Here is a 22852-nt window from a genome sequence, read left to right on the forward strand (position 1 = left end):
GCGCGTAACCTGTCGGGATCGGGATCGGGATTCGTGTTGACCGAGGCGGAGGTCACCGTCTCCCGCGAGGCCTTCGGCACGCATGACGTACCGAGCACACTACTGGGAGTCACCCTCCTCGGCTACCCGGAGCAGCTCGTTGAGATGGAAACCGTCGCGGCAGTGATCGACTGACAAGGCGTCCCGCCGAGGGTTCCGCCCCCCTGTCGCCTGTACCGTCGACGGTGTACCCATGATCCATGCTGATCAACGAGGTCGCTGCGGCTGACAGCGTCCCCTCATGACGAGGGTCATTCGCAAAGCCCCTCCACTGTTCTTTGAGCGGCCGCACCTGCGCTCTCAACAAGACCTTCCCGCCTGCAACGAATCACCGGAAGACTCGGTCGCTCCCACAGGACACTCCAGTAGAAGGTTCCCAAACGCCACTCCCGAGACTCCGGAACGTCGGCCGATTGGCACCGACTCTGCGTTTAAAGACGTCCGTCAACTGACACCTGTGTAGATTTCGGATATGACCACTGGTCGCGCAACTCCGAGAGGGAATGGCCGCCTGTCCGCGTGGGCCGTGGCATCGATAAGCGCTTACTTGGCGGCAGTCGCCGGGCTCGTGGCGACGGTGTCCGTGATGCGTGCTTTTGGGGTGGGTGCCGGGACGGGAGCATCCGAAGCGCTGATTTTGTTGATGGTCGTGCTGACAGTGCCGCTGTCTACTGCGTACTATGCCGTCGGTACACTGGGTTCTTCGCAAGGGTCGGAGCCGGGAGAATTTGCCGTCGGAGCGCTGTCCGTGAGTGCAGCGCTGTACTACCTGGGGTTTTTCCTGTTGGCTGCGCTCAATGCCGCCGTGTTCAGGTGGGTAGTCCTCGGCACTCGCCGACGGAAGACGGCCGCTCAGTCCGACTCGTGACGGCCAACTGAGGCATTGCGGCGTGCGGAGCCCGCGCGAAGCAGCGGTCGGGCGAGGACAATCCCGCTAATCAGGCCGGCGAGGGCCACCGGAAAAGCCACTAAGGCGCTGAGTTGGGGAAATAGGGAATTTTCGAACAGGAGAGACAGCCCGCCCACAAGGGCGGCTGGGGCGGCTACAAGAATGCACGCCCAAATCGGGGTGTGCATCCATCGCGCCCAGCCCGCTGCCGCGATGAGTGCGACCGCACCAGCGAGGATAAGGAGCCTTCCGACGCGGGCGTCCTCGAGAGCCTCGCCGGTCGGCTCGAAGTACCAGGTTTGGTTGAGGCCAATCCCAATCAAGCTGAGTCCGCCGACGATGAGCGCAGACCGTGAAACGAGGACTGCAACCCAGAGTAAGGGCCGGCCCCAACTCGGTGTCATCACTTCACCAAACTTTGTTGTGGTCATGTGCGGAACATGAACTGCGCTTTATGAACGCTTCCGTCGTCGCGTTTTATCTGGAATGTCCGGCAGGTTCCCGTCTACTTGGACGCCGTTTTCCACACTAGCTGTAGCTGCTGGCCCCGCGACAGACAAAAATTCCCGCTCTAAACCCTGCCGCCGTACTGCCGACAGGAGCAAACGACGTTCCCTGGGGCGTCAACGCCAGCGGCAACACTTTCGGGGTGCAGAACGAAAACAGGTGCCGGATGTTGGCGCTGAATGGTGCGATAGAAAATGGAGCGGGCGACATTGACGAGCTCAGCAAGCTCGGCTGTTGTGTGCCTTCTGGCGCCTTAGACCTCCATCAGATGTCCGTGATGCGCGCCTTTGAGATGAACCCCGGGCGGGATCATTCGCAGTGCTGGTTCTGGTCATCGTCATTCTGACGTTGCCACTGTCAACTGCCTACCATGTCGTCGGTACACTGGTCCTTCGCAAGGCTCGGGCCAGGGTGGATTCGCCAGATGGGGTGCTGTCCGCGAACGCGGCACTGCATTATCTGGGATTCTTCCTCTTGGCTGCGACCAATGCTGCCGTGTTCAGATGGATAGTCACGGGTAGTCGCCGCCGGCGGGCGGCAGCTCAGTCCGCTTCCTAACCTTGAACCGACCCGCTAGGGCTTGTTGGGCTTAGACGCAGGTGGCCGGGCGAGGACAAGACCGCAAATTAGGCCGGCGAGGGCAATCGGGAGAGCCACCAGAGCCCTGAGGTGAGGAAGTAGGGAACTTCCGAAAAACGGGGTGAGGCCGGAGGATCGCCGGGGTTGCAAGAAGAGCGCCTGTCCAAATGGTGGTAGGCATTAGTCGAGCCCCCTCGCCAGATCGATCTCGGCCGTGCTTGCGGCCCTGACCTAGGGTGGACGCATGGACGCTGACATCAATTTCTACTTCGACCCGGTCTGCCCCTTCGCCTGGATGACCAGCAAGTGGGTGCGGCAGGTGCAAAAGCAGCGCGACTACACCGTGGACTGGCGGTTCATCTCGTTACGCCTGATCAATGCCCAGGTCGACTACGACGCGCACTTCCCTCCCGAGTACGAGGCCGGTCACACCGCCGGGCTCCGGCTCCTGCGGGTAGCCGCCCGGACGCGAGCGGAGCACGGCCGCGAGGCGATAGCGCCGCTGTACGCCGCCTTCGGGGCCCACATCTTCGACACTGCCCCCGGCCCGGACGACCATCGGACCGAGGGCGAGGTGCGTGAGCTCCGCGGGACGCGTGAGTTTGCGGAGCCGATCCTCGCCGAGGCGGACCTGCCGCTCGAGCTGGCGGAAGCTCTCGATGACGAGTCGTGGGACCGGGAGATCCAGCGGGAGACAGACGAGGCGCTCTCACTGACGGGAAAAGACGTGGGCACGCCCATCATCCACTTTGAGCCGCCCGCCGGTGCGGCCTTCTTCGGGCCGGTGATCAGCCGGCTGCCCCACGAGGACTCAGCGGTCGAGTTGTGGGACCACGTGGTCGGACTGGCCCGCTTCCCGGGATTTGCCGAGCTCAAACGCAGCCTGCGCGAGCAGCCACAGCTGGCCGCGTTCGGAGTCGACGCGGACACGGTCGGAAAGCAGGAGGACTGGCACGGCGGCAGTCGGCGGCAGAAGAAATGACCCCGTTCCCTAGAGTAAAAGCATGAGTGAGACACGCATCCTCAGTCACCAGGAGTCCGTCATCGTCGAGGCGTCGGCCGCGTTTCTCTACGATCTGCTCTCCGACATCACCCGTACCGGCGAGTGGAGCCCGGTCTGCACGTCGTGCTGGTGGGACGACGAGGCCGAGGCCGGCCGGGTCGGTGCCTGGTTCACCGGGCACAACGAGCTCCCACACCGGACCTGGCAGACCCGGTCCGAGGTGGTGGCGGCAGAGCATGGTCGCGAGTTCGCCTGGGTGGTGGGCGGCAGCTTCGTGCGCTGGGGCTTCAGCTTCACCGCCGCGGAGACCGGGACCATGCTCACCGAGTCCTGGGAGTTCTTGCCGGACGGGATCGCCATGTTCGAAGAGAAGTTCGGCGACGAGGCGCACGCTCAGATCACCGACCGCACCCAGCAGGCCCTCGATGGCATCCCGAAAACCCTCGCCGCGATCAAGCGGATCGCCGAAGTGTCCAGCCACGCAGGGGAGCAGGCCCAGCCATAACCGGGCCGCTCGGGGAGGGCGTGTCGCTGAAACGCTGGTCGCTGCCGGAACTTCAGAATCCGTCTCGGTGACTTCCTGCAGCCTTGCGTTGGATGGCGTCGCGACCCGATTCGGGGTCACTTTCGCGGGACTGGGACTCGCATTTCTTGGGTCGGTAGCCCCGAGTCGCAGGTCGGGGAGGCTCTGGCGCGGTCCCAATACGTGCAGCTCTCTCCGCTGGTGTTCTGCTTCTCGCCCCCTGGACAAAGCAGTGGCGCCTGCGCCTCATCGCCCCAGCCGCCTACTCCGGTGTGATCGGGGTGGTCGTGCTGGTGTGGTTTGTCGTGTGAAGCGTCCGACGTGCCGCCATCTTTGGGAAGACGCTCTATTCGATTGGCTGCATCGCCTCCTGGCTTCGAGGGTCCCCTGCGCAACTCAAAATAAGCCTCCGCGACGAAACCAGCCGGTTAGACGTTCACTGGCCTCATTCGCCTTGACAAATTCCGCGACCATGATTGGCTCGTACCACGCGATAATTTTCGGCAGACCACCCGATTGTGAAAGGAGGTGGCTCGTGAGCCACCACGCCGTTATCAACCCCGCCACAGGCGAGACCATCAAGACGTACCCCCAGATTTCGGAAAATGAACTCGAGCAGGTCATCGCAGCGGCGGATAAGGCCCACGTCGGCTGGTCACGGAACTCTTCAATCGACGAGCGGGCCGCACTCCTGCGCAAGGTCGGCGATTTGCATGAGGAGCGCCGCGCAGAGCTGGCGGCCATGATCGTGCGCGAGATGGGCAAGCCCGTCGATCAAGCGCTCGGCGAGGTCGACTACGCCGCCGACATCTACCGGTACTACGCCGACAACGCGCAGGAATTTCTGAAGGACGAACCAATCACCCTGCTCGGCGGCGAGGGTTCCGCGTTCATGCGCCCCAAATCGCTGGGTGTGCTGATCGGTGTCATGCCGTGGAATTTTCCGTATTACCAGGTTGCGCGCTTCGCCGCACCGAACCTCATGACGGGCAACACGATCATCCTCAAGCATGCGTCGCAGTGCCCGGAGTCGTCCGCGGCGATTGAGCAAATCTTTCATGACGCAGGCTTCCCGGCTGGCGCCTATACAAATGTGTACGCGGACAGCGAGCAGGTCGCCACGATCATCGCCGACCCGCGGGTGCAGGGTGTCTCCCTCACCGGTTCGGAGGGCGCCGGCGCGGCCGTTGCCGAGGTGGCTGGTCGTCACCTTAAGAAGGTCGTGCTGGAGCTGGGCGGATCAGACCCGTTCATTCTGCTGAGCACCGACGACATGGCCGCCGCAGTGGATGCCGCCGTTGCCGGTCGCCTCCGCAATGGCGGGCAGGCCTGCGACGCCGCCAAGCGATTTATCGTGATCGATGAACTTTACGATGAGTTCACGGAGAAGTTCACCGCCGCCATCCTGGCGTGCTCCCCCAGCGACCCGACCGTCCCCGGGGCAGACTACGGACCCCTCTCGTCCCTCGACGCGGCCGAACATCTCGCGGAGCAGGTCGAGCGCGCAGTTGCACAGGGAGCGACCCTGGCGAGCACTGGCAAACGGTCTGGTAACTTCTACCCGTCTGGCGTGCTCACCGATGTCACGCGAGACAACGACACATACCACGAGGAGTTCTTCGGACCCATAGCATTCGTCTACCGGGCAAGCTCCGAGGATGACGCCATCGCCCTCGCAAATGACACCCCGTTCGGACTCAGCTCCTACCTGTTCACGACCGATTCCGAGCAGGCACTGCGCGTTGCCGACCGCATCGATGCGGGCATGGTCTACGTCAACCTCGTCGACGCCGGCAGCGCGGAGCTACCGTTCGGCGGGGTGAAAAGAAGCGGCTTCGGGCGCGAACTCGGACGCTACGGTGCCAGCGAATTCGTGAACAAGAAACTCATCCGCATCGGCTGACCCATCACTGCAGATCAGGAAAAGCGACACGATCGTGCACCCTCCTTCGCCTCGCTGTGGATGCTCACCATCTGCGCCGGATGCAGCAGCAGATTGCGCGCTTCACAAACGCACAACCGGGATCGACGCCACGAGTGACCGTGCTGGCCGCTAAACCGTCGCTGCACGCTCCTGTGCGCGCAGGTCCTTCCGCAGGATCTTGCCGGATGCCGACTTGGGAATCCGCTCGATGAACTCCACTGCCCGCACCTTCTTGTGCGGGGCGACCCGCTCGGTGACGAACGTCATGACCTCGTCGGCGGTGAGGGCCGACTCGGCCACGATCACGACGAAGGCCTTGGGAATCTCCTGACCGTCGGCATCCGCTACCCCGATCACGGCCGCATCCGCGATCTGCGGGTGGGTGAGCAGCAGGGCCTCAAGCTCGGCTGGCGCGATCTGGTACCCCTTGTACTTGATCAGCTCCTTGCTGCGATCGACGATGGTCACCTCGCCATGCGCACTGACCGTGGCGATGTCGCCGGTGTGCAGAAAACCGTCGGCGTCGATGGTCTCGCGGGTGGCCTGATCGTTGTTCAGGTAGCCGAGCATCACGTTCGGCCCGCGCACGAGTAGCTCGCCGGGCTCGCTCACTCCGCTTTCTGGAACCTCGATCTCCGCACCGGTTTCGGTGGAGACCAGCTTGCAATCCATGTTCGGCACGGTCACCCCGACCGAGGCGCGCGACAGGTGCGCAGCGTCGATCGGTATCAGGTGGCTGACCGGGCTGACCTCGGTCATGCCATAGCCCTGCAGAATACGGCAGTCCAGTCGGGCGGCCACGGCCGCGGCGAGGGCTCCGTCGAGGGGTGCTGCCCCCGAGAGGATGGTGTGCACGCTCGACAGGTCGTAGCTTTCCACCAGCGGATGCTTCGCCACGGCTACCGCGATCGGCGGCGCGATGAAGACGTAGCTGCAGCGGTGATCCTGGATCATGCGCAGAAACTCGGCGAAGTCGAACCTGGCCATGGTGACGAGGGCGGCCCGCTGTTTGAAGGCGAGGTTCAGCAGCACCGTCATTCCGTAGATGTGATAGAACGGCAGCAGTGCGAGTACCTTGTCCTCTGGAACGACGCCGATCAGGTCGCGCGCCTGCTGCACATTCGCGACCAGGTTGCGGTGGCTGAGCCTGACGCCCTTCGGCGCCGCGGTGGTTCCCGACGAGTACGGCAGAACCGCGACGTGTGCGGACGGGTCGATGTCCACAACGGGAGCGGCGGCATCCGCCTGGAGAAGATCAGCTAGGGACGGATATCCCGGCTCACCATCGATCACCACGATGTGCTCGTTCGCCAGGCCCGCCGCGTGCGCTGCCGACTTGGCGCCGGCCAGCAGCGGTGAGACGGTGACGAGCCAGGTGGCACCGGAATCGACCAGCTGTCGCTGGATATCGTCGGGCGTGTAGAGCGAATTGATGGTGGTGACCGTGGCGCCCGCGCGGAGGATTCCGTGGAATACGGCCGTGAATTGCGGTGTGTTCGGGCACAGCAGGCCAACGACCGTGCCGGGGCCGACGCCGTCCGTGGCGAGAGCTCCGGCCACCCGGGTGATCTGGTCGATCAGGGTGCGATAGCTGAAGCTTTCGCCGCTTGCCCCGTCGACGACGGCGGTGCGCTCGAGTTCTGCCTCGCTCAAGTCACCGAAGAGGTAGTCGAAGATGCTCAGATCGGGAATTTCGACGGGAGCGTAGGGGCTCGTGAACACGGGGATCTCCTTTGATCAGATGCGACGTTTCACGGTACCGCTCGGTGCTCCACTGAAACTGTGCGTGTGGCCCCAGTGGTCGGTGTTCACCTGCCATTGCTCGTTCACCTCCCGGTAACCCCGCTCGCCATCGTTGTTGGCGTCGGCTGCCTAACGTGACTTAACGTATCGACCTCAACGGATCGACTTCAACCCTGGAAGGTTTCACGTGGCAATCCACAGCGCTCCAAGCACCCGCAGCATGCTCACCAGGACGGCGGTCGCCGCTGGTGCCGCCGTTCTGCTGACCCTCAGCCTGGCCTCCTGCTCCGGCGCAAGCGCCGACGCGGCGGACAACGACGCGACCGGCGTGAGCTACGCCGCCGATGAGAACACCCTCGTCTTCGGCGTGGTTCCCGACTCGGTCGACACGCAGACCAACTATCAGCCGCTGATGGACTACATCGAGCAGGAGACGGGCAAGACCGTCGAGTACCACGAGTCGACCGACTACGCCGCTCTGATCGAGGCCGCGATCGCCGGCAAGATCGACGTGGCGTCGTTCTCCGGCTTCACCTACATCACCGCGACCAACAACGGCGCGGCCATCACCCCGATCTCCTCGATTGTCACGACCGAGGGTGAGGTGCCCGGCTACTACTCCCAGGCCATCGTTCCGGCCGACAGCGACATCACGTCGCTCGAGGAATTCGCCGGCAAGAAGGTCTGCTTCGTCGACCCGTCGTCGACGAGCGGCTACCTGTTCCCCTCCTACAACCTGCTCGAAGCGGGCGTCGACCCGGTCGCCGACGTCACGCCGGTGTTCGCGGGCAAGCACGACGTCAGCGTGCAGAAGGTGGGCGAGGGCAAGGAGTGCGAGGTCGGCTTCGCCGAGGACAGCGAGGTCGCCAAGAGTGACAAGGTCAAGGTGATCGGCGAGACCATGGTTCCCGGTGCCCCGATCGTCGTCTCCGACACCCTGCCGGACGACCTGAAGTCCCAGCTCATCGAGATCCTCGCCGAGGTCACCATCGACGACATCATCGCTGCCGGCATCGAGAGCGCCGATACCCAAGCCTTCCGCGACACGTTCTATGCGACCGAACCGGTCGATGACGAGTACTACGACACCATTCGCGACATCTGCGTGAAGACGTCGGCCTCGCAGTGCCAGGGCTGACAGCGACTCCTGGCGTTGTGACCGGTACCGCCCTCGCGGCGGAACCGGTGATCGACGTGCGCGGTGTGACGAAAACCTTTGGGGAAACCACGGCCCTCAAAGACGTGTCGCTCACGGTTGCCCGCGGCGAAATTGTGGTGTTGCTCGGGCTGTCGGGTTCGGGCAAATCGACCCTGCTCCGCCACCTCGACGGTCTGGACCGGCCCGATACCGGCACGGTGACCGTACTCGGTGCTGCGGTATCGCGACTCCGCGGCCGGTCGTTGCGGGCCCTGCGCGGGCAGGTCGGTTTCGTTTTTCAGCAGTTCGAACTGGTCGGGTCGCTGACTGTGCTCGAAAATGTGCTGTCCGGGGCGCTGTTCCGGGTGCGCGGCCCGCGACTCGGTCTCTGGGGCTACCGTCTCGATCTGAAACTGGCAGCGCTCGGCCACCTCGACCGCGTCGGGCTACTCGCGCAGAGCTACCAGCGCGCCGATACCCTCTCCGGCGGGCAGCAACAACGGGTCGGCATCGCCCGGGCGCTCATGCAGAATCCGTGCATCCTCCTCGCCGATGAACCGGTCGCCTCGCTCGACCCCGAGTCCAGCGCCCAGGTTATGGCGCTCATTCGGGAAATCGCGATCGACAGTGGCCTCACCGTGGTGTGCAGCCTGCACCAGGTCGACCTAGCCCTCTCGTGGGGCGATCGCATCGTCGGCCTGCGCCACGGCGAGGTTGTGCTCGATACCGCCACGCAGGGCCTCTCCAAGCAGAACGTCATGGAGATCTACGGCCGGGTCACAACGTCGACCGGTGAGCTCGACCTGCAGACGTTCACCTCCTCGCGGGACAACCGCAGATGACCCTCGCGCTCGACCGCCCCCAGCCCGGCGAAGCGGATGCCGCCACCGCGCCGGTGCGCGCCCCGCGGCACCGCGCCCAGCCGGAGAAGATCGCGGCCGGGCTGACGTTGGTGGCGCTGGTCGTGGCATCCGTTCTCTCGCTGGTCAGCGTGGATATCTCACTGCCACAGATGGCGGCGAGCTGGTCGAACGCTGCCCGCTTCTTCGACCGGGTCGGGGTCGTCAGCTTTCCCGCGCCGGGCGAGCTGCTCTACCTGACCGGCCTCACGGTGGGTCTCGTGCTGCTCGGTACGCTGTTCGCCGCGTTCTGCTCGGTGCCGCTGGCCTGGCTGGCCGCCGCGAACACCTCGCCCGGCCGGGGCTGGATGGGCCTCGCCCGTTTTCTCGGCGTGCTGGCCCGGTCCGTACCCGACGTCGTGTTCGCGATGGTATTCGTGCTCATGTTCTCGCTGGGCACCCTGCCCGGAATCCTGGCCATCGGCATCCACTCGATCGGCATGATCAGCAAGATGTTCGCCGATGCGATCGAGCAGATCGACGAAGGGCCCCGACTGGCCATCCGAGCAGCCGGAGGCAGCAGCTCGCAAGAGTTCTGCGCCGGCGTGCTGCCGCAGGTGCTGCCCTCCTGGGTCGCCACAGTGCTGCACCGCAACGACATCAACCTGCGCGGCTCGGTCATCCTCGGCTACGTCGGTGTGGCCGGGCTCGGTCTGGAGATGTCGTACGCCTTCAAATCGCTCAACTACTCGCTCGGGCTCGGCATCGCCCTGGTCATTTTCATGCTGTGCGTGGTCATGGAGATCGTGTCGAGCGCCATACGTGTCGTCATGCTCGGCCAGTCCCCGACCGGCCGCGGGCTCGGCGACCGGCTGCTGCGGCGTCTCGGCGTCACCGGCATGAAAGCGGATGCCTCGCTTCGCCCCTGGACCTACGCCCGGGTGCGAAACGTCGTGTGGGGCGTGCTTGCCACCCTGATTGTCGTCGGCAGCGTCTGGATCTGCGACATCAAGTGGGGCGACTTTCTCATGGTCTGGTCGTACCTGCCCGAGACTGCCGCGAAGTTCTGGCCGCCGAGTTTCGGCAGTTACACCGCGCCCGTCATGTTGGCCGCAATGGGCGAGACGATCGCGATCGCCCTCGCCGCGACGATCCTCACCATCGTCGCCTCGATCGTGATCGGCTCCCTCGCCGCCCGTAATGTTGCGCCTTCGAGTCGGGTGCGCAGCGGGATGCGACTGGTTCTCGTCTCGATCCGGGGCATCCCCGAGATCATCCTGGCCATCGTGCTCATCGTCGTGACCGGCCTCGGCGCCCAGGCCGGCACCATCGCCCTCGCGATCGGTGGAGTGGGCCTGCTCGGCAAGCTGCTCGCCGACTCGCTCGAAGAGGTCAAGCCCGGTCCGGAACAGGCACTGACCGCCGCCGGCGCGACCCGCCTGCAGGTCTATGCTGGCGCGACCGTGCCGCAGGGCATGACAGCACTCGTCGGCCACAGTTTCTATATGCTTGACACCAACATTCGGGCGGCGACCATTCTCGGACTGGTCGGTGGCGGCGGGGTTGGCTACTACCTGCTGAACGCTGGGCAGGGGTCTCGCTACGACCTGGTCACCACCATCGTGGCGATGATTCTCGTCACGGTGCTCCTGGTCGAGGGCCTCGCCATGTGGATGCGTCGGGTGTTCCGATGACGGCCTTCGACGTGGTCGTCGTCGGCAGCGGCATCGTGGGCCTCGGGCACGCGCTCGCCGCCAGCGACCGGGGGCTGTCCGTGGTCGTCGTGGACCGCGCGGCAGCCCTGGGCGGGGCATCCGTTCGCAATTTCGGGCATCTGTGTTTCACCCCGCAGGGCGGGCTGGCCCGTGAATTCGCCGCACGTTCCCGCCCGGTCTGGCTGCGGCTGGCAGCGGATGCCGGCCTCTGGCTGCGTGAATCGGGCACGGTCGTCGTCGCCCGCCACGATGACGAACTGGCGGTGCTGCGTCAGCTTGCGGCCGAGCGGGGCAGCGAGTCGGTCTTCGGCTCCGGCCAGCCCGACGTGATGCTGCTGAGCGCCGCGGAGGTCGAGACCCGCCTGCCCCTGGCCGCCGGCATGGCCGTTGGTGGGGCATTGCTGCCCTGGGACCTGCAGGTCAATCCGCGCCAGGCGGGCGCCGGCCTCGCCGCCGGCCTCGCCGGTCGCGGGGTCGAGTTTCGTTACCGCACCGCAGTCACGGCCGTTCGTCCCGGGCGGGTCACGACCACGCGAGGATCGGTCGACGCCGGAACGGTGATCGTGGCGGTGAACCACGACATCGACCAGCTCTACCCCGAGGTCGCACTACGCGAGGGTATCCGTCGGTGTGGCCTGGACATGCTCCGCGTCGACGCGGGCCTGCGTTCGCCGCTGCCCGCACCCGTACTCACCGGCTGGTCACTGCTGCGCTATGGAGCGTTTGCCGAGCTGCCGGCCGCCGCCCTGCTCGGCGATCGCCTCAGGCGGCAGTATCCGGCGCTCGCCGAGCTGGACCTCAACCAGATGTACACCCAGCTGCCCGACGGCTCGCTGATCGTAGGTGACACCCACTATCGCGGGGCATCCGTTTCTCCATTCCAAAATGAGAATGCGTTCGAGGAGTTGCTGCGGCTCACCGCCGAGCTCTTTGGTGTGCCGCGCCCGCGGGTGCTCGAACGGTGGCAGGGCGTCTACGCCAGTGGCCGTGACGACTTTCTCATCGATGAGCCCGAACCCGGCGTGCACCTGGTGGCTGCCACGACCGGGATCGGCATGACGACCGGTCTCGGGCTGGCCGAGCACGTCATTGCCTCCGTCTGCGATTCATCCATCCCCATCCTGAAAGGAATCTCATGAATACCGCACCCCTCTCTCTCGATCTGGACCCCGCCCTTTACGGCTCCGATGACTTCGACCCCGCCGATTTCGACACGGAAGATGTTGACGTCGAGCTCGTCGTCTTCGACATGGCCGGCACCACGGTGAGCGACGACGGCCTCGTTGAGCGGGCGTTCGTGCTCGCCGCCGAGCGCAGCGGCCTGGCCGACACCGCCGACGAACTCGAAGAAGCCGTCGCGTTCGTGCGCGAGACGATGGGCCAGTCCAAGCTCGATGTCTTTCGCGAACTCACCGATTCCGAAGAGGCGGCGGTCGCAGCGACCGCCGCATTCGAGACCGCCTACGGGGAACTCGTCGACGAGGTCGGTGTGACGGCTATCGCTGGCGCCGCCGACCTGTTCCAGGAACTCCGTAACGCCGGGGTGAAGGTGGCCCTCGTCACCGGATTCTCCCGGGCAACGCAGGACACACTCATCGAGAAGCTCGGCTGGAGCGACCTCATCGATGTGAGCCTGTGCCCGGCCGAAGCCGGTCGTGGCCGCCCCTACCCCGACCTGCCGCTCACCGCGCTGCTGCGCACCGGGGCGTCGAGCGTCGCGGCCATGGTCGTCGTCGGCGACACGGCGAGCGACATCCTCTCCGGACTGAATGCGGGTGCCGGTCTCGTCGTTGGTGTTCTGACCGGCACGCACGACACCGAGACCCTCGACGATGCCGGGGCCGACGTCGTCATTGCAAGCATCGCCGACCTCGCCGAGCTGCTCGGCCTGCGTGAGGACACGATCGAGTAGATATGCCCGAACACAATCCTCATCCAGCGTCGTCGGCAACCCTGACGGCCCGAGCACAAGGCCGCGAGGTCGTTCTGCCGCGAGCCGCCGAGGCCATGGTCTGGTCGGGTGTCGGCCTGCCACTGGAGTGTGTGGCGGTACCTGGTGTGCTGCTGCGCACCGGCGACGTGCTGGTCGAGGTCGAGCTGGCCACGGTCTGCGGCTCCGACGTGCACACCGCGCGGGGTCACCGTCCGGCCGACAAGCCGCTCGTGCTCGGTCACGAGCAGGTCGGGCGCATCGTTGCCGTCGCCGAACAGTCATATTCCGCAAACGGAATGCCCTTGCGTATGGGTCAGCGCGTGGTCTGGTCGGTGACCGTGGCGTGCGGAACCTGTTCGCGCTGCCGCCGCGGCCTGCCCCAGAAATGCCACGAGCTGGCAAAATACGGCCACGAGCGGATGCAGCGGGGCTGGGAACTCAGCGGCGGATTCGCCACCCACGTGCAGGTACGCGCCGGAACGGCCATCGTGGTCGTCGACGAACAGGTTCCGGCGACCGTACTCGCGCCGGCGTCCTGCGCGACCGCCACCGTCGTCGCGGCGCTGGGGTCGGCATCCGCCCTTGTACCACTGGCGGGCGCGACGGTCTTGGTGACCGGTGCCGGCATGCTCGGCGTGACGGCCTGTGCGATGGCGACGGATGCCGGAGCAGTCGTGGTTGTCAGCGACCCGGATGCGGCTCGCCGACAGCTCGCGCTCGCCTTCGGGGCCGCGGCCGTCGCTGACCCGGGCGCGCCGTACGAGTCGCCGACCGGGGTGGCGAGCGTGCTGACCGCGTTGCAAAGGGCCGGCGCCGCCGAGCCGACCATCGCCCTCGAACTGAGCGGTGCCGGGTCCGCGGTGCAGACCGCCCTCGACCTGATCGGCATCGGCGGCGTGGTCGTGCTGGTCGGCAGCGTCTCGCCGGGGGAAGCGGTGCTGCTTGACTCCGAGTCGATCGTGCGCCGCCTGGTCACCGTGCGCGGCGTGCACAACTACACCCCGGGTGACCTGGCACAGGCGGTAACCTACCTCAGCGGAGCCTGGCACCGGCATCCGTTCTCAGCGCTGGTCGGAAGGACCTTTCACCTCTCGCAAGCGGATGCCGCCCTCGCGCTGGCCGCCACCGCCCTCCACCCTCGCGTGGGCATCACCTCGCAACAGCCCGCGACCCTCGGCTGATCCGTCTGCCCCGATTCGCTCCCGCTCCTTGGACAGGGCCCGGATCCCGTCCGCTACGCTAACTGGTGCCGCCGGGCGGGCCGATCGTGAGCAGGGTGGCCATGATCGTCACCAGGGCGATCGCCATGATGCCGGCCAGCACGACCGGACGAGCCAGCATCCAGCGGAGCAGGGCGCTCACCGGCGTGTGATCGCGGGGATCGTCGGTGCGGGTGTGACGCCAGCCGCCGATGAGCAGTCCGTTCTTCTCGAGTCCACGGTTGAGGGGGACAGTGGCGAACGGAACGATCGCGGTGGCCATCGCGATCGAGGTGAGCCGCAAATCCCAGTGCTGGTTCACGCCGACCAACAGCGCAGTGAGGCCGAAGGCGATGAAGACCAGGCCGTGCAGAAACCCGCCGACCTGCACCCCGATCTCGCCGACCGCGAACCCGTATTTCATGAGCATCCCGGCGATCAAAAGCACCCAGGTGATGGTTTCGGCTATGGCAACGGAGCGAAACAGCAGGCGCGGGGTCATGGTGACTTTCAACTCATGGCGGGCAGGAGGCTCTTATCGTCGCAGTGATACCTGAACAGCCCCTGTCGCCGCCGTCCCGAGCGCCAGCTACACTCCGACGAGCGACCGGGCGATGACCGAGGTGAAAAAGGTGAGGCCGTCGACGCCGCTCGCCATGGCATCGTCGGTGTCGGGGCCGAAGCCGGCCTCGACGGCGTGCTCGGGGTGCGGCATGAGGCCGACAACATTGCCACGCGCGTTGGTGACGCCGGCGATGTCGTTCAGTGACCCGTTCGGGTTGCCTCCGATGTAGCGGGCCACGATTCGGCCCTCACCCTCGAGCGCCTTGAGGGTCTCGGATGATGCCATGAACGAGCCCTCGCCGTTCTTGAGCGGAATGACGATCTCGGCGTCAGCGGCGAACCCATTGGTCCAGTCGCTCGTGTTGTTCTCGATGCGCAGGCCCTGGTCGCGGCAGATGAAGCGGCCCTTGTCGTTCCGAATGAGCCCGCCGTCGAGCAGGTGGGCCTCGGTGAGCATCTGGAATCCGTTGCAGATGCCGAGCACGGGCATGCCCCGGTTCGCCGCGTCGATGACCTCGGTCATGATCGGCGAGAGGCTCGCGATGGCGCCGGCGCGCAGGTAGTCGCCGTAGCTGAACCCGCCGGGCAGCACGAGGGCATCGACACCATGCAGGTCGTGGTCGCCGTGCCAGAGGGCTACGGCGTCGGCGCCAGCAAGGCGGATCGCGCGCGCGGCGTCGCGATCGTCGAGCGAGCCGGGAAAGGTGACGACGCCGATGCGCATCAGGCGACCGCTGACGAGGGAGCGCTTTGCACGTGGATGCCGACGACATCCTCGATCACGGAGTTCGACAGCACGGTGTCGGCGAGCTCGCGCACGGCGGCGAGGGTCGCGGCATCCGCTTCACCGTCGATGGAGATCTCGAAGCGCTTGCCGACGCGCACGCCGGTGACGTTTGCCAGCGCTGACTGGGTCTGAGAGAGGCGCCCGAGGGCGCCGGCGACGGCCTTGCCCTGTGGGTCAAGCAACTCGGCCTTGGGCATTACTTCGACGACGATCGTTGGCACAGGGCACTCCGCATACAGTCTGGGGCTTATAGTCGTGGCAAATCACTCTAATTCTACAGGCCGGGCCCGCCCCGGCCCGCCGTTCTACCGGCGCACGCCGTTCTGGCCGAGCAGGATGCCGCGAAGCACGTCGCGTACGGCGGCCACACCGTCGTAGGTCTCGACGAAGCTCGTGCTGAGCGGGGCGAGGCCCAGCCGCAGCCCGTTGGGGCTGCGAAAATCGGGAATCACGTCGTTGTCCCACAGAATCTTCGTGACCTGGCGCATGAGCGGATGATTGATGGTCACATGACCGCCGCGATGGGTCTGCTCCCGCGGGGAGGCCACGGTGACCCCTGTCGGCGCGAGCCACTCATCGACGAGGGTGATCGCGAACTCGGTCAGCGCGACCGATTTGGCGCGCACCGACTCGATCGTTGCTTCGCCCAGCATGGCGATCGTGTCCTGCATGGCGAGCATGCCCAGCACGGCGGGCGTGCCGCTCATGAAACGACGGATGCCCGTGGCCGGCCGATACCCCGGCCCCATCTCGAAAATGGCCTGAGAACCCATCCACCCCTGGATCGGCTGGGTCAGCACGCCCTGCAGGTCGCTTTTCACATAGCCGAACGCCGGGGCGCCCGGCCCGCCACTCAGGTATTTGTAGGAGCAGCCGACCGCTAGGTCAACGTCGCACCGGTCGAGTTCGACCGGAACCGACCCGACCGAATGGCTGAGGTCCCAGAACACGAGGGCATCGTGCTCGTGGGCGACAGCGGTGATGGCCTGCATGTCGGCGAGGTAGCCGGAGCGATACGCCACGTGGCTCAGCAGCACGAGGGACGTCTGCGGGCCTACCACCTGGCGCACCTGCTCGGCGGTCACTCCGCCCTCGGTGTCCGAGTCGATCCAGCGCAGCGTCAGGCCGCGCTCGCGCGCGATGCCCTCGAGGATGTACCGGTCAGTGGGAAAATTGTCGCTGTCAAGCACGATCTCGGTGCGGTGCGGGCGGGAATCCACGGCGGCGCGGGCCAGCTTGTAGAGCAGCACGCTGGTGGAATCGCCGACGAAAACCTGGCCCGGAGCGGCGCCGAGGCAGGCGCGGCCGAGGTCGTCGCCGATCTGCAGCGGCAGCTCCATCCACTGCTCGTCCCAGCCGCGAATGAGTCGGGTGCCCCAGTCGTGTTGCAGAAAGTCGGCGATGCGATCGGCGCTCGCCCGCAGCGGGCGGCCGAGCGAGTTGCCGTCGAGGTAGGCGCGCGGGTTGGCCGTGTCGGTGTCGGCGTCGGTGCCGAGGAACCGGCCGCGATAGTGGGCCAGACCGTCGATGCGGTCCATCCGACGGGCAAACGCGAGGTGGGCGTCGAGGCCGGTGCTGCCGTTCAGAGTGGGCGTCATGCGAGTACCTCGAGTTCGGGGCGGGTGAGGGCGCGAGCGGCGATGAGCCAGCCGGCGAAGTCGCCGGGGTCATGCGGTCGTTCGCCCGGGATAAAGGTAACCCGGGTATCGGACAAAACCAGTCCAAGCGGTGTCGGAGAGCAGAGAGCCGCCAGTATGTCGTCGGGGGTCAGGCCGGCGCCGAGCAGCGCCACGATTTCGCGGTGGTTGACTCCGAGGTTCAGCGGCCCGTTGCCGAGGTCGGTACCGTACAAAACCATGCCGCCGGCAGCATGGAATCGACGCAGATTATCGCTCGCAATCTCGAATGCCAGGGTGTGGGAACCCCAGCCGTGAATGTCGAGTGTGCTGATCCACGTCATGCGGGTGGCCATCGCGGTCACCAGGTCGTCGGCGAGGCGTTCCGAGAACGGGGTGTGAGCGAACGCGTCAACACCGGCTGCAAACGCACGATCGGCCTGTCCGGCCCCCTCGGTGTGTGCCACGACCGGCAGCCTCAGTGCGTGTGCCCTGTCGACAACGGCAGCCAGGGCCTCGGTGCTGAGCACCGGTCCGGCCACCGAGTTCAGCATGACCTTCAGAACGGATGCCCCGGCCGCGACCTGCAGATCCACCGCGCTGGCGGCATCCGCGGCTGTTGCAACCGTGCAGCTCCACCCGGGTTCCGCCCAGCCGGTTCGGCTCGGGTAGCCTCCCGGAGCGGTCACGAACTGGTGCGCGTATGCCAGATCGGGCATAGATGTGCGTAGGCCGTCGGGCAGCGAGCCACCGAGGTCGAGCACCCGGGCGATGCCGCCGCCGGGTAGGCGGCGTGGATCGATCAGGGTGAGGTGCACGTGCGCGTCAAGAAAGCCCGGATAGACGGCGCCGCGATCGTGAAGGAAGTGGATGCTCACGTGCCGATCTCCGTGCGCACCGCGAACAACTCCGGAAAGAAGGTGAGCTCGAGCGCTTTTTGCAGAAAAGCCGCGCCGCTCGACCCGCCAGTGCCGTGCTTCATGCCGATGATGCGCTGCACGGTCTTGAGGTGTCGAAAACGCCACAGTTGGAAGTTGTCCTCGAGGTCGACGAGTTCCTCACAGGCCTCGTACGCGGCCCAGTGCTCGCTGGCATTCTCATATATTCCCCGAAAAGTATGCACGAGCTCACGGTGGAACGTCCAGGCTTCGGTCACGTCACGCTCTAGTACTTCGGCCGGGATATCGAAGCCGGCCCGGTGCAGGTAACGCAGGAACTCGTCGTAGAGGCTGGGCGCTTCGAAGGTGGCAGTCAGCAACGCGTGGGCGGAGGCATCCGCTTCGAAGACGGTCAGCATGCGGCGGTTCTTGTTACCGAGCGCAAACTCGACCGCACGGTACTGATACGACTGGAAGCCGCTGGAATTGCCCAGAAAGTGCCGAAACTGGGCGTACTCGGTGGGGGTGAGGGTTGCAAGAACCGACCATTGCTCAGTGAGGGTGCGCTGGATGTGCTTGACCCGGGCGATGCCCTTGAGGGCGGGCGCGAGCTGGTCCCGACGCAGGGCCTCGACGGCCGCCTGCAGCTCGTGCAGCACGAGCTTGAGCCAGAGTTCGGTGGTCTGGTGCTGGATGATGAACAGAAGCTCGTCGTGGTGTTGCGGAACACTGACCGGTTTTTGAGCGTCGAGGAGGGTGGGCAGGTCGAGGTAGGCCCCGTAGCTCATCTTCTCGTGAAAATCGGTGACGATCTCGGGGTCGAACTCACGGGTGTTGTTTTTGAGGGTCATCGGGTTCCGTTCGGCTTGTTCAAATTGTGCGCAGGTTGCTGCTGCCGGCGCAACACCGGAGCGAACCAGACAGGTCAAAGTTCTAGACTGGAACCTATGACCCCGCCGACCCGAAAGCCCCAGGATGGCGTGCCGACTCCGACTGTGCCCCAGAGCGTACCCGAAAGGTCCGCATCGGTGCCGCCCCGCCGCCGCGACGCCCGGCTCAACCGGGACCGCCTTATCGTCAGCGCTCGCACGCTGCTCGCGCAGCACGGCGTCGATGCCTCATTCGAGGCGATCGCGCGCCAGGCCGAGGTTGGCGTGGCCACGCTGTATCGAAACTTTCCCACCCGGGACGACCTCGTGCGCGCGCTCTACGACCTCGCGCTCGCGCAGCTGTACGCCGTGCGCGGTGAGATCGAGGCCGCGCCCACCCCATGGGACGCGCTCGTCGTATACACCGAACGGGTCGCCGAATGGCTCGTCGCTGACCCGTCGCTGCCGCCGATCCTGCGCCGCATGGACCAGCTGGACCCGTCGGCCCGGCCCGCGGCGGAGTTCGATGGTTTCATCGCGAACCTCGTGGCCCGGGCGAAGAAAGACGGCACGCTGCGCCGCGACGTCGACGCGGTGGACCTCGCCGTGCTCGTTACCATGATTGGGTCGCTCGGCAGCCTCGGCGACGGGTACGCCGGCCAGTGGCGTCGCCAGCTCTGGATCGTGCTCGATGGCTTGCGGGCCGCTGACGCGCCCCGGCCCAAACTGCCCGGCCGCCCGCTCGAGGTCAAGGACTACCAGGCCACCGTGCACGGCCTCACCCGCCGGGCGGCCCGCGCCGCCCGTTGAGCCTTGGAGGGTGGCACAGGCCCGTCGGTGCTGCGTTGTGAAAGTCGCGACCGTGCAGCGCGGGTCAGGGCGCGTCGACGGCGTCGACAGCGGATGCTGCCGGCGCGGTGTGCGTGTTGTCCGCCGAGCGCACCCGGATGCGGTTGGCCCACGGGTCGTCAAAGGCGAGGGTCTGCCCGTCGTGACGGGTATCGACTTTGAAGTGTGACATCCGCTCGTTGAGGGCACCCACGTCGTCGGTGCTCGGCACGATGATGCTGATTTCGCCAAGGCCCAGGGCCAGGCGGCGCTTGCCGCTTCCCGAGCTCTCCCAGGTGTTCATGGCCATGTGGTGGTGATAGCCGCCGGCCGAGACGAACAGGGCGGAGGGGCCGAAGTTCGCGGTCGCCTCGAAGCCAAGACGGTTCACGTAGAATTCGCGGGCGCTTGGGACATCGCCGACCGAGAGGTGCACGTGGCCGACGATGGCGTGGCCCGGCTTCGCGCCCGGTTCGGCCGACATATGCTCAGAAATGAATGCGTTCGGATCGAGGTAGAGCGAAGCCATGTCGACCTGGCCGTGGGTCCAGCTCCACGCGGTGCGATCGCGGTCCCAGTACAGCTCGATGCCGTTGCCCTCCGGGTCGGTGAAATAGAAGGCCTGGCTGACCAGGTGATCGGCGCTGCCGGTGAATGTTCCGGGCGATTTCGTGCCGATCGAATACACGGCGGCGGCGAGGTCGGCCTGCGTGTCGAACAGGATGGCGGTGTGGTACAGCCCGGCCGAGCGCGGTTCGGCGGCCGCAAGCTCAGGCGCGTGCTGCAGGATCACGAGCGGGATCTTTCCGCGACCGAGCACGGCGACCGGCCCGTCGTGGCTGTGCAGCTCGAGGGTCACGATGTCGCGGTAGTAGGCGATCATGGCGTCGAGATTGCCCACGCGCAGAGTGACAGCACCCATTCCGGTATCGGCGGCCAGTAGGTCCTTCGCGGTCAGTGTCACAGCAGGCACAACTCGGGTTGCGCCTGGGCTATTCCGTGATCAACGGGCATCCGCTCCCTCGTTTGAGTTTCAGGCCCCGGTGAGGCGTTCGAGGAGTTCGCGGTAGCGGGCCGCGGTCTGTTCCACGATCTCGGTCGGCAGTTCCGGCGGTATGCCGGCACCGTCCCAGTGTGCGGACAGCCAGTTGCGCACGATCTGCTTGTCGAAGCTTGCCATGCGGGTCTCCGGGGTGGTGCCGGTGCGCCAGACTTCGGCGTCCCAGTATCGGCTGGAGTCGCTCGTGAGTACCTCGTCGGCGAGCACGGTCACGCCGGTGTGCCGGTCGGCGCCGAACTCGAACTTGGTGTCGGCGAGAATGACGCCGGCCTGCTCGGCGATCGCCCCGGCGGTGGCAAACAGGGCCAGGGAAAGGTCGCGCAGCTCGGCGGCGATGGTCGGCCCGACGAGTTCGGCCGTGCGCGCGAACGAGATGTTCTCGTCGTGCTGGCCCATCGGCGCCTTCCAGGCCGGGGTGTAGATGGGTTCGGGCAGGCGGTCGCCGTTCTGCAGGCCGGCCGGCAACGCGATGCCGCAGACGGACTGGGTTTCGAGGTATTCCTTCCAGCCGCTGCCGGTGAGATAGCCGCGCACCACGCACTCGATCGGGTACATGTCCAGGGTGCGGCAGAGCATAGTCCGGCCGGCGACGCTTGCGGGAACGACCTCGCGCACGGTGCTGCCGACCAGTTCGTGGTCGGCGACAAGGTGGTTGGGAACGTCGGTCAACCGGTCGAACCACCACAGGCTCAGCGTGGTGAGCAGCTCGCCCTTTCCCGGGATCCCGGGCTCGAGCACGTGGTCGAACGCGCTAACGCGGTCGCTCGCGACCACGAGCACGCGGGATGCGGTCTGCAGGGATGGGGCATCCGTTGATGCGCTGGTCGGCGTCTCGATATAGAGGTCGCGCACCTTGCCCGAGTAGACGGGCGTCCACCCGTCGAGCGCGGCGACGGATGCGGAGGACTCGTGCTCAGAGGCGACGCGAGCGGCGATATCCGTTCGAAAGTGGGCGCCGGTGAGGGTGATCCGGCCGAGGGCGTCGTAGGCGCGGGCTCGGGCCTCGGCGAAGGAGTCGCCGACGGCGACGACGCTGAGCACCCGGCCGCCGGTCGACACGAGGGTGCCGCCTTCGACCCGCGTCGCGGCGTGGGCGATCGTGATGCCGTCCACGGCCAGTGCGGCGTCGAGCCCGGTTATTTCGCGGCCCACGAGCGGGGTTTCCGGGTAGTTCTCGCTCGCGAGAACGACGGTGACGGCGACAGCGGGCGAAAAGACCGGGCGCGGCAGTGCGCCGAGTGCGCCGGTCGCGGCGGCAAGCAGCAGTCCCGACAACGGCGTGACCAGGCGCGGCAGCACGACCTGCGTCTCTGGATCTCCGAAGCGCGCGTTGAACTCGATGACGCGAATTCCGGCATCCGTTAATATGAGCCCGCAGTAGAGCAGCCCGACGAACGGGGTGCCCTCGGCGGCGAGCTGCCGCACGGTCGGCAGGGCGACAGTCTCGATGATCTCGTCGACGAACGCGTTCTCACTGCCGAACTCCGTGTCGAGCCAGGGCAATGGCGAGTACGCGCCCATGCCGCCGGTGTTGGGGCCGGCATCATGGTCGAGGGCGCGCTTGTAGTCCTGGGCGGGGGAGAGCGGCAGCACGTGCTCGCCGTCGCTGAGCAGAAAGAGCGAGATCTCCTGGCCGTCGAGGAATTCTTCGATCAGCACGCTGCCGTGTTCGAGCCAGTAGGTCGCGTGAATGATCGCGGCGTCGCGATCCGCGGTGACGAGCACGCCCTTGCCGGCGGCGAGGCCGTCGGCCTTGACGACGTAGGGGGCGCCGAAATCGTCGAGAGCCGTTTCGGCCTCGGCGAGGGTGCCGGCCCGCACTGCACGACCCGTGGGCACACCGGCCTCATCCATGATGCGTTTGGCGAAGGTTTTGCTGCCCTCGAGTGCGGCGGCTGCCCGGTCGGGTCCGAAGACGGCGATTCCGCGGGCGCGCAGGGCGTCGGCGACGCCGGCCACGAGCGGGGCCTCTGGCCCGATTACGACGAGTTCGACGCTGTGCAGCAGCGCGTAGTCGGTTACGGCGACCGGGTCGTTTGGGTCGAGCGCCACGACCGGCACCTCGGCGGCGATTCCCGCGTTGCCGGGGGCGCACTCGATGCCCGGCCGTGGCTGCTCACGAAGCAGCGCGGTGATGATGGCGTGCTCGCGGGCACCGGAACCGAGGACCAGAATTTTCACCATTTCAGGCTACCCGATGCCTCGGGCCCGGCCGATCG

At 66.3% G+C, this 22852-nt stretch carries 20 protein-coding genes and 1 pseudogene; 11 read left to right on the top strand and 10 right to left on the bottom strand.

From position 1 onward, the window contains the following. Positions 1 to 57: 57 nt before the first annotated feature. A pseudogene (locus E3T47_RS13120) lies at positions 58 to 174 on the top strand (RidA family protein); the annotation flags it as partial. Positions 175 to 891: 717 nt separating this feature from the next. Here E3T47_RS13120 and E3T47_RS13130 read toward each other — a convergent pair. Then, the gene (locus E3T47_RS13130; protein ID WP_134556477.1) at positions 892 to 1359 is read right to left on the bottom strand and encodes a hypothetical protein; all 468 of its coding nucleotides are present in this window, start codon (positions 1357 to 1359) and stop codon (positions 892 to 894) included. Between the two features lie 899 nt (positions 1360 to 2258). Here E3T47_RS13130 and E3T47_RS13135 point away from each other — a divergent pair. The 3 genes from E3T47_RS13135 to E3T47_RS13145 all read left to right on the top strand — a co-directional run bounded on the left by E3T47_RS13135 (position 2259) and on the right by E3T47_RS13145 (position 5443). Next, a complete protein-coding gene (locus tag E3T47_RS13135; RefSeq protein WP_134556478.1) occupies positions 2259 to 2996 on the top strand; it encodes a DsbA family protein in 738 nt (245 codons plus the stop codon). Between the two features lie 22 nt (positions 2997 to 3018). Then, positions 3019 to 3522: an SRPBCC family protein gene (locus E3T47_RS13140; RefSeq protein ID WP_134556479.1), complete on the top strand. Its 504-nt coding sequence runs from the start codon at positions 3019 to 3021 to the stop codon at positions 3520 to 3522. A 553-nt stretch (positions 3523 to 4075) separates the two neighbouring features. Next, the gene (locus E3T47_RS13145; protein WP_166805718.1) at positions 4076 to 5443 is read left to right on the top strand and encodes an NAD-dependent succinate-semialdehyde dehydrogenase; all 1368 of its coding nucleotides are present in this window, start codon (positions 4076 to 4078) and stop codon (positions 5441 to 5443) included. A gap of 150 nt (positions 5444 to 5593) precedes the next feature. Here E3T47_RS13145 and E3T47_RS13150 read toward each other — a convergent pair whose 3' ends face one another. Beyond that, positions 5594 to 7186, bottom strand: coding sequence for an AMP-binding protein (locus E3T47_RS13150; protein WP_134556481.1), 1593 nt, complete (start codon positions 7184 to 7186; stop codon positions 5594 to 5596). 208 nt (positions 7187 to 7394) lie between these two features. On the opposite strand from E3T47_RS13150, the gene E3T47_RS13155 reads away from it, so the two are divergent. Genes E3T47_RS13155 through E3T47_RS13180 form a run of 6 tightly spaced genes read left to right on the top strand, consistent with a single transcriptional unit; the run spans position 7395 to position 14013 of the window. Beyond that, complete coding sequence (locus tag E3T47_RS13155; protein WP_241982262.1) at positions 7395 to 8345, top strand: phosphate/phosphite/phosphonate ABC transporter substrate-binding protein; 951 nt, start codon at positions 7395 to 7397, stop codon at positions 8343 to 8345. A 17-nt stretch (positions 8346 to 8362) separates the two neighbouring features. Further along, the gene (phnC, locus tag E3T47_RS13160) at positions 8363 to 9187 is read left to right on the top strand and encodes a phosphonate ABC transporter ATP-binding protein (protein WP_134556482.1); all 825 of its coding nucleotides are present in this window, start codon (positions 8363 to 8365) and stop codon (positions 9185 to 9187) included. Further along, entirely contained in the window at positions 9184 to 10878 is a 1695-nt protein-coding gene (locus tag E3T47_RS13165) for a PhnE/PtxC family ABC transporter permease (RefSeq protein WP_134556483.1), read from the top strand. Before phnC ends, E3T47_RS13165 begins: the two co-directional genes overlap by 4 nt. Further along, positions 10875 to 12038, top strand: coding sequence for a TIGR03364 family FAD-dependent oxidoreductase (locus E3T47_RS13170; RefSeq protein ID WP_134556484.1), 1164 nt, complete (start codon positions 10875 to 10877; stop codon positions 12036 to 12038). Before E3T47_RS13165 ends, E3T47_RS13170 begins: the two co-directional genes overlap by 4 nt. After that, a complete protein-coding gene (locus E3T47_RS13175; RefSeq protein WP_134556485.1) occupies positions 12035 to 12811 on the top strand; it encodes a phosphonatase-like hydrolase in 777 nt (258 codons plus the stop codon). Before E3T47_RS13170 ends, E3T47_RS13175 begins: the two co-directional genes overlap by 4 nt. Positions 12812 to 12813: 2 nt before the next feature. After that, the gene (locus E3T47_RS13180; RefSeq protein ID WP_198416638.1) at positions 12814 to 14013 is read left to right on the top strand and encodes an alcohol dehydrogenase catalytic domain-containing protein; all 1200 of its coding nucleotides are present in this window, start codon (positions 12814 to 12816) and stop codon (positions 14011 to 14013) included. Between the two features lie 58 nt (positions 14014 to 14071). Here the strand turns inward: E3T47_RS13180 and E3T47_RS13185 are convergent, their stop codons facing one another. The 6 genes from E3T47_RS13185 to kynA all read right to left on the bottom strand — a co-directional run bounded on the left by E3T47_RS13185 (position 14072) and on the right by kynA (position 18727). After that, on the bottom strand, positions 14072 to 14533 hold the full coding sequence (locus E3T47_RS13185; RefSeq protein WP_134556486.1) for a DUF3817 domain-containing protein: 462 nt from the start codon (positions 14531 to 14533) through the stop codon (positions 14072 to 14074). An 87-nt stretch (positions 14534 to 14620) separates the two neighbouring features. Then, complete coding sequence (gene purQ / locus E3T47_RS13190) at positions 14621 to 15319, bottom strand: phosphoribosylformylglycinamidine synthase subunit PurQ (RefSeq protein ID WP_134556487.1); 699 nt, start codon at positions 15317 to 15319, stop codon at positions 14621 to 14623. After that, the gene (locus E3T47_RS13195; RefSeq protein ID WP_134556488.1) at positions 15319 to 15603 is read right to left on the bottom strand and encodes a phosphoribosylformylglycinamidine synthase subunit PurS; all 285 of its coding nucleotides are present in this window, start codon (positions 15601 to 15603) and stop codon (positions 15319 to 15321) included. The genes purQ and E3T47_RS13195 overlap by 1 nt, the downstream gene beginning before the upstream one ends. A gap of 84 nt (positions 15604 to 15687) precedes the next feature. Next, positions 15688 to 16980 carry a kynureninase gene (locus tag E3T47_RS13200; protein ID WP_134556489.1) on the bottom strand — a complete coding sequence of 431 codons (1293 nt, stop codon included), beginning with the start codon at positions 16978 to 16980 and terminating at the stop codon, positions 15688 to 15690. Then, positions 16977 to 17876, bottom strand: a complete 900-nt coding sequence (locus E3T47_RS13205; protein WP_134556490.1) for an amidohydrolase family protein — start codon at positions 17874 to 17876, stop codon at positions 16977 to 16979. Before E3T47_RS13205 ends, E3T47_RS13200 begins: the two co-directional genes overlap by 4 nt. Next, positions 17873 to 18727, bottom strand: a complete 855-nt coding sequence (kynA, locus tag E3T47_RS13210) for a tryptophan 2,3-dioxygenase (protein ID WP_134556491.1) — start codon at positions 18725 to 18727, stop codon at positions 17873 to 17875. Before kynA ends, E3T47_RS13205 begins: the two co-directional genes overlap by 4 nt. A 96-nt stretch (positions 18728 to 18823) precedes the next feature. Between kynA and E3T47_RS13215 the strand changes: the two genes are divergently transcribed. After that, on the top strand, positions 18824 to 19555 hold the full coding sequence (locus E3T47_RS13215; protein ID WP_134556492.1) for a TetR/AcrR family transcriptional regulator: 732 nt from the start codon (positions 18824 to 18826) through the stop codon (positions 19553 to 19555). Positions 19556 to 19619: 64 nt separating this feature from the next. On the opposite strand, the gene E3T47_RS13220 is transcribed toward E3T47_RS13215, so the two are convergent. Together E3T47_RS13220 and purD are read right to left on the bottom strand one after the other, a co-directional pair. After that, positions 19620 to 20495: a VOC family protein gene (locus E3T47_RS13220; protein ID WP_134556550.1), complete on the bottom strand. Its 876-nt coding sequence runs from the start codon at positions 20493 to 20495 to the stop codon at positions 19620 to 19622. Positions 20496 to 20606: 111 nt separating this feature from the next. After that, on the bottom strand, positions 20607 to 22814 hold the full coding sequence (gene purD, locus E3T47_RS13225; protein WP_134556493.1) for a phosphoribosylamine--glycine ligase: 2208 nt from the start codon (positions 22812 to 22814) through the stop codon (positions 20607 to 20609). Between the last annotated feature and the right edge of the window lie 38 nt (positions 22815 to 22852).

It is taken from the genome of Cryobacterium ruanii (genome assembly GCF_004404055.1).
Taxonomy (GTDB): Bacteria; Actinomycetota; Actinomycetes; order Actinomycetales; family Microbacteriaceae; genus Cryobacterium; species Cryobacterium ruanii.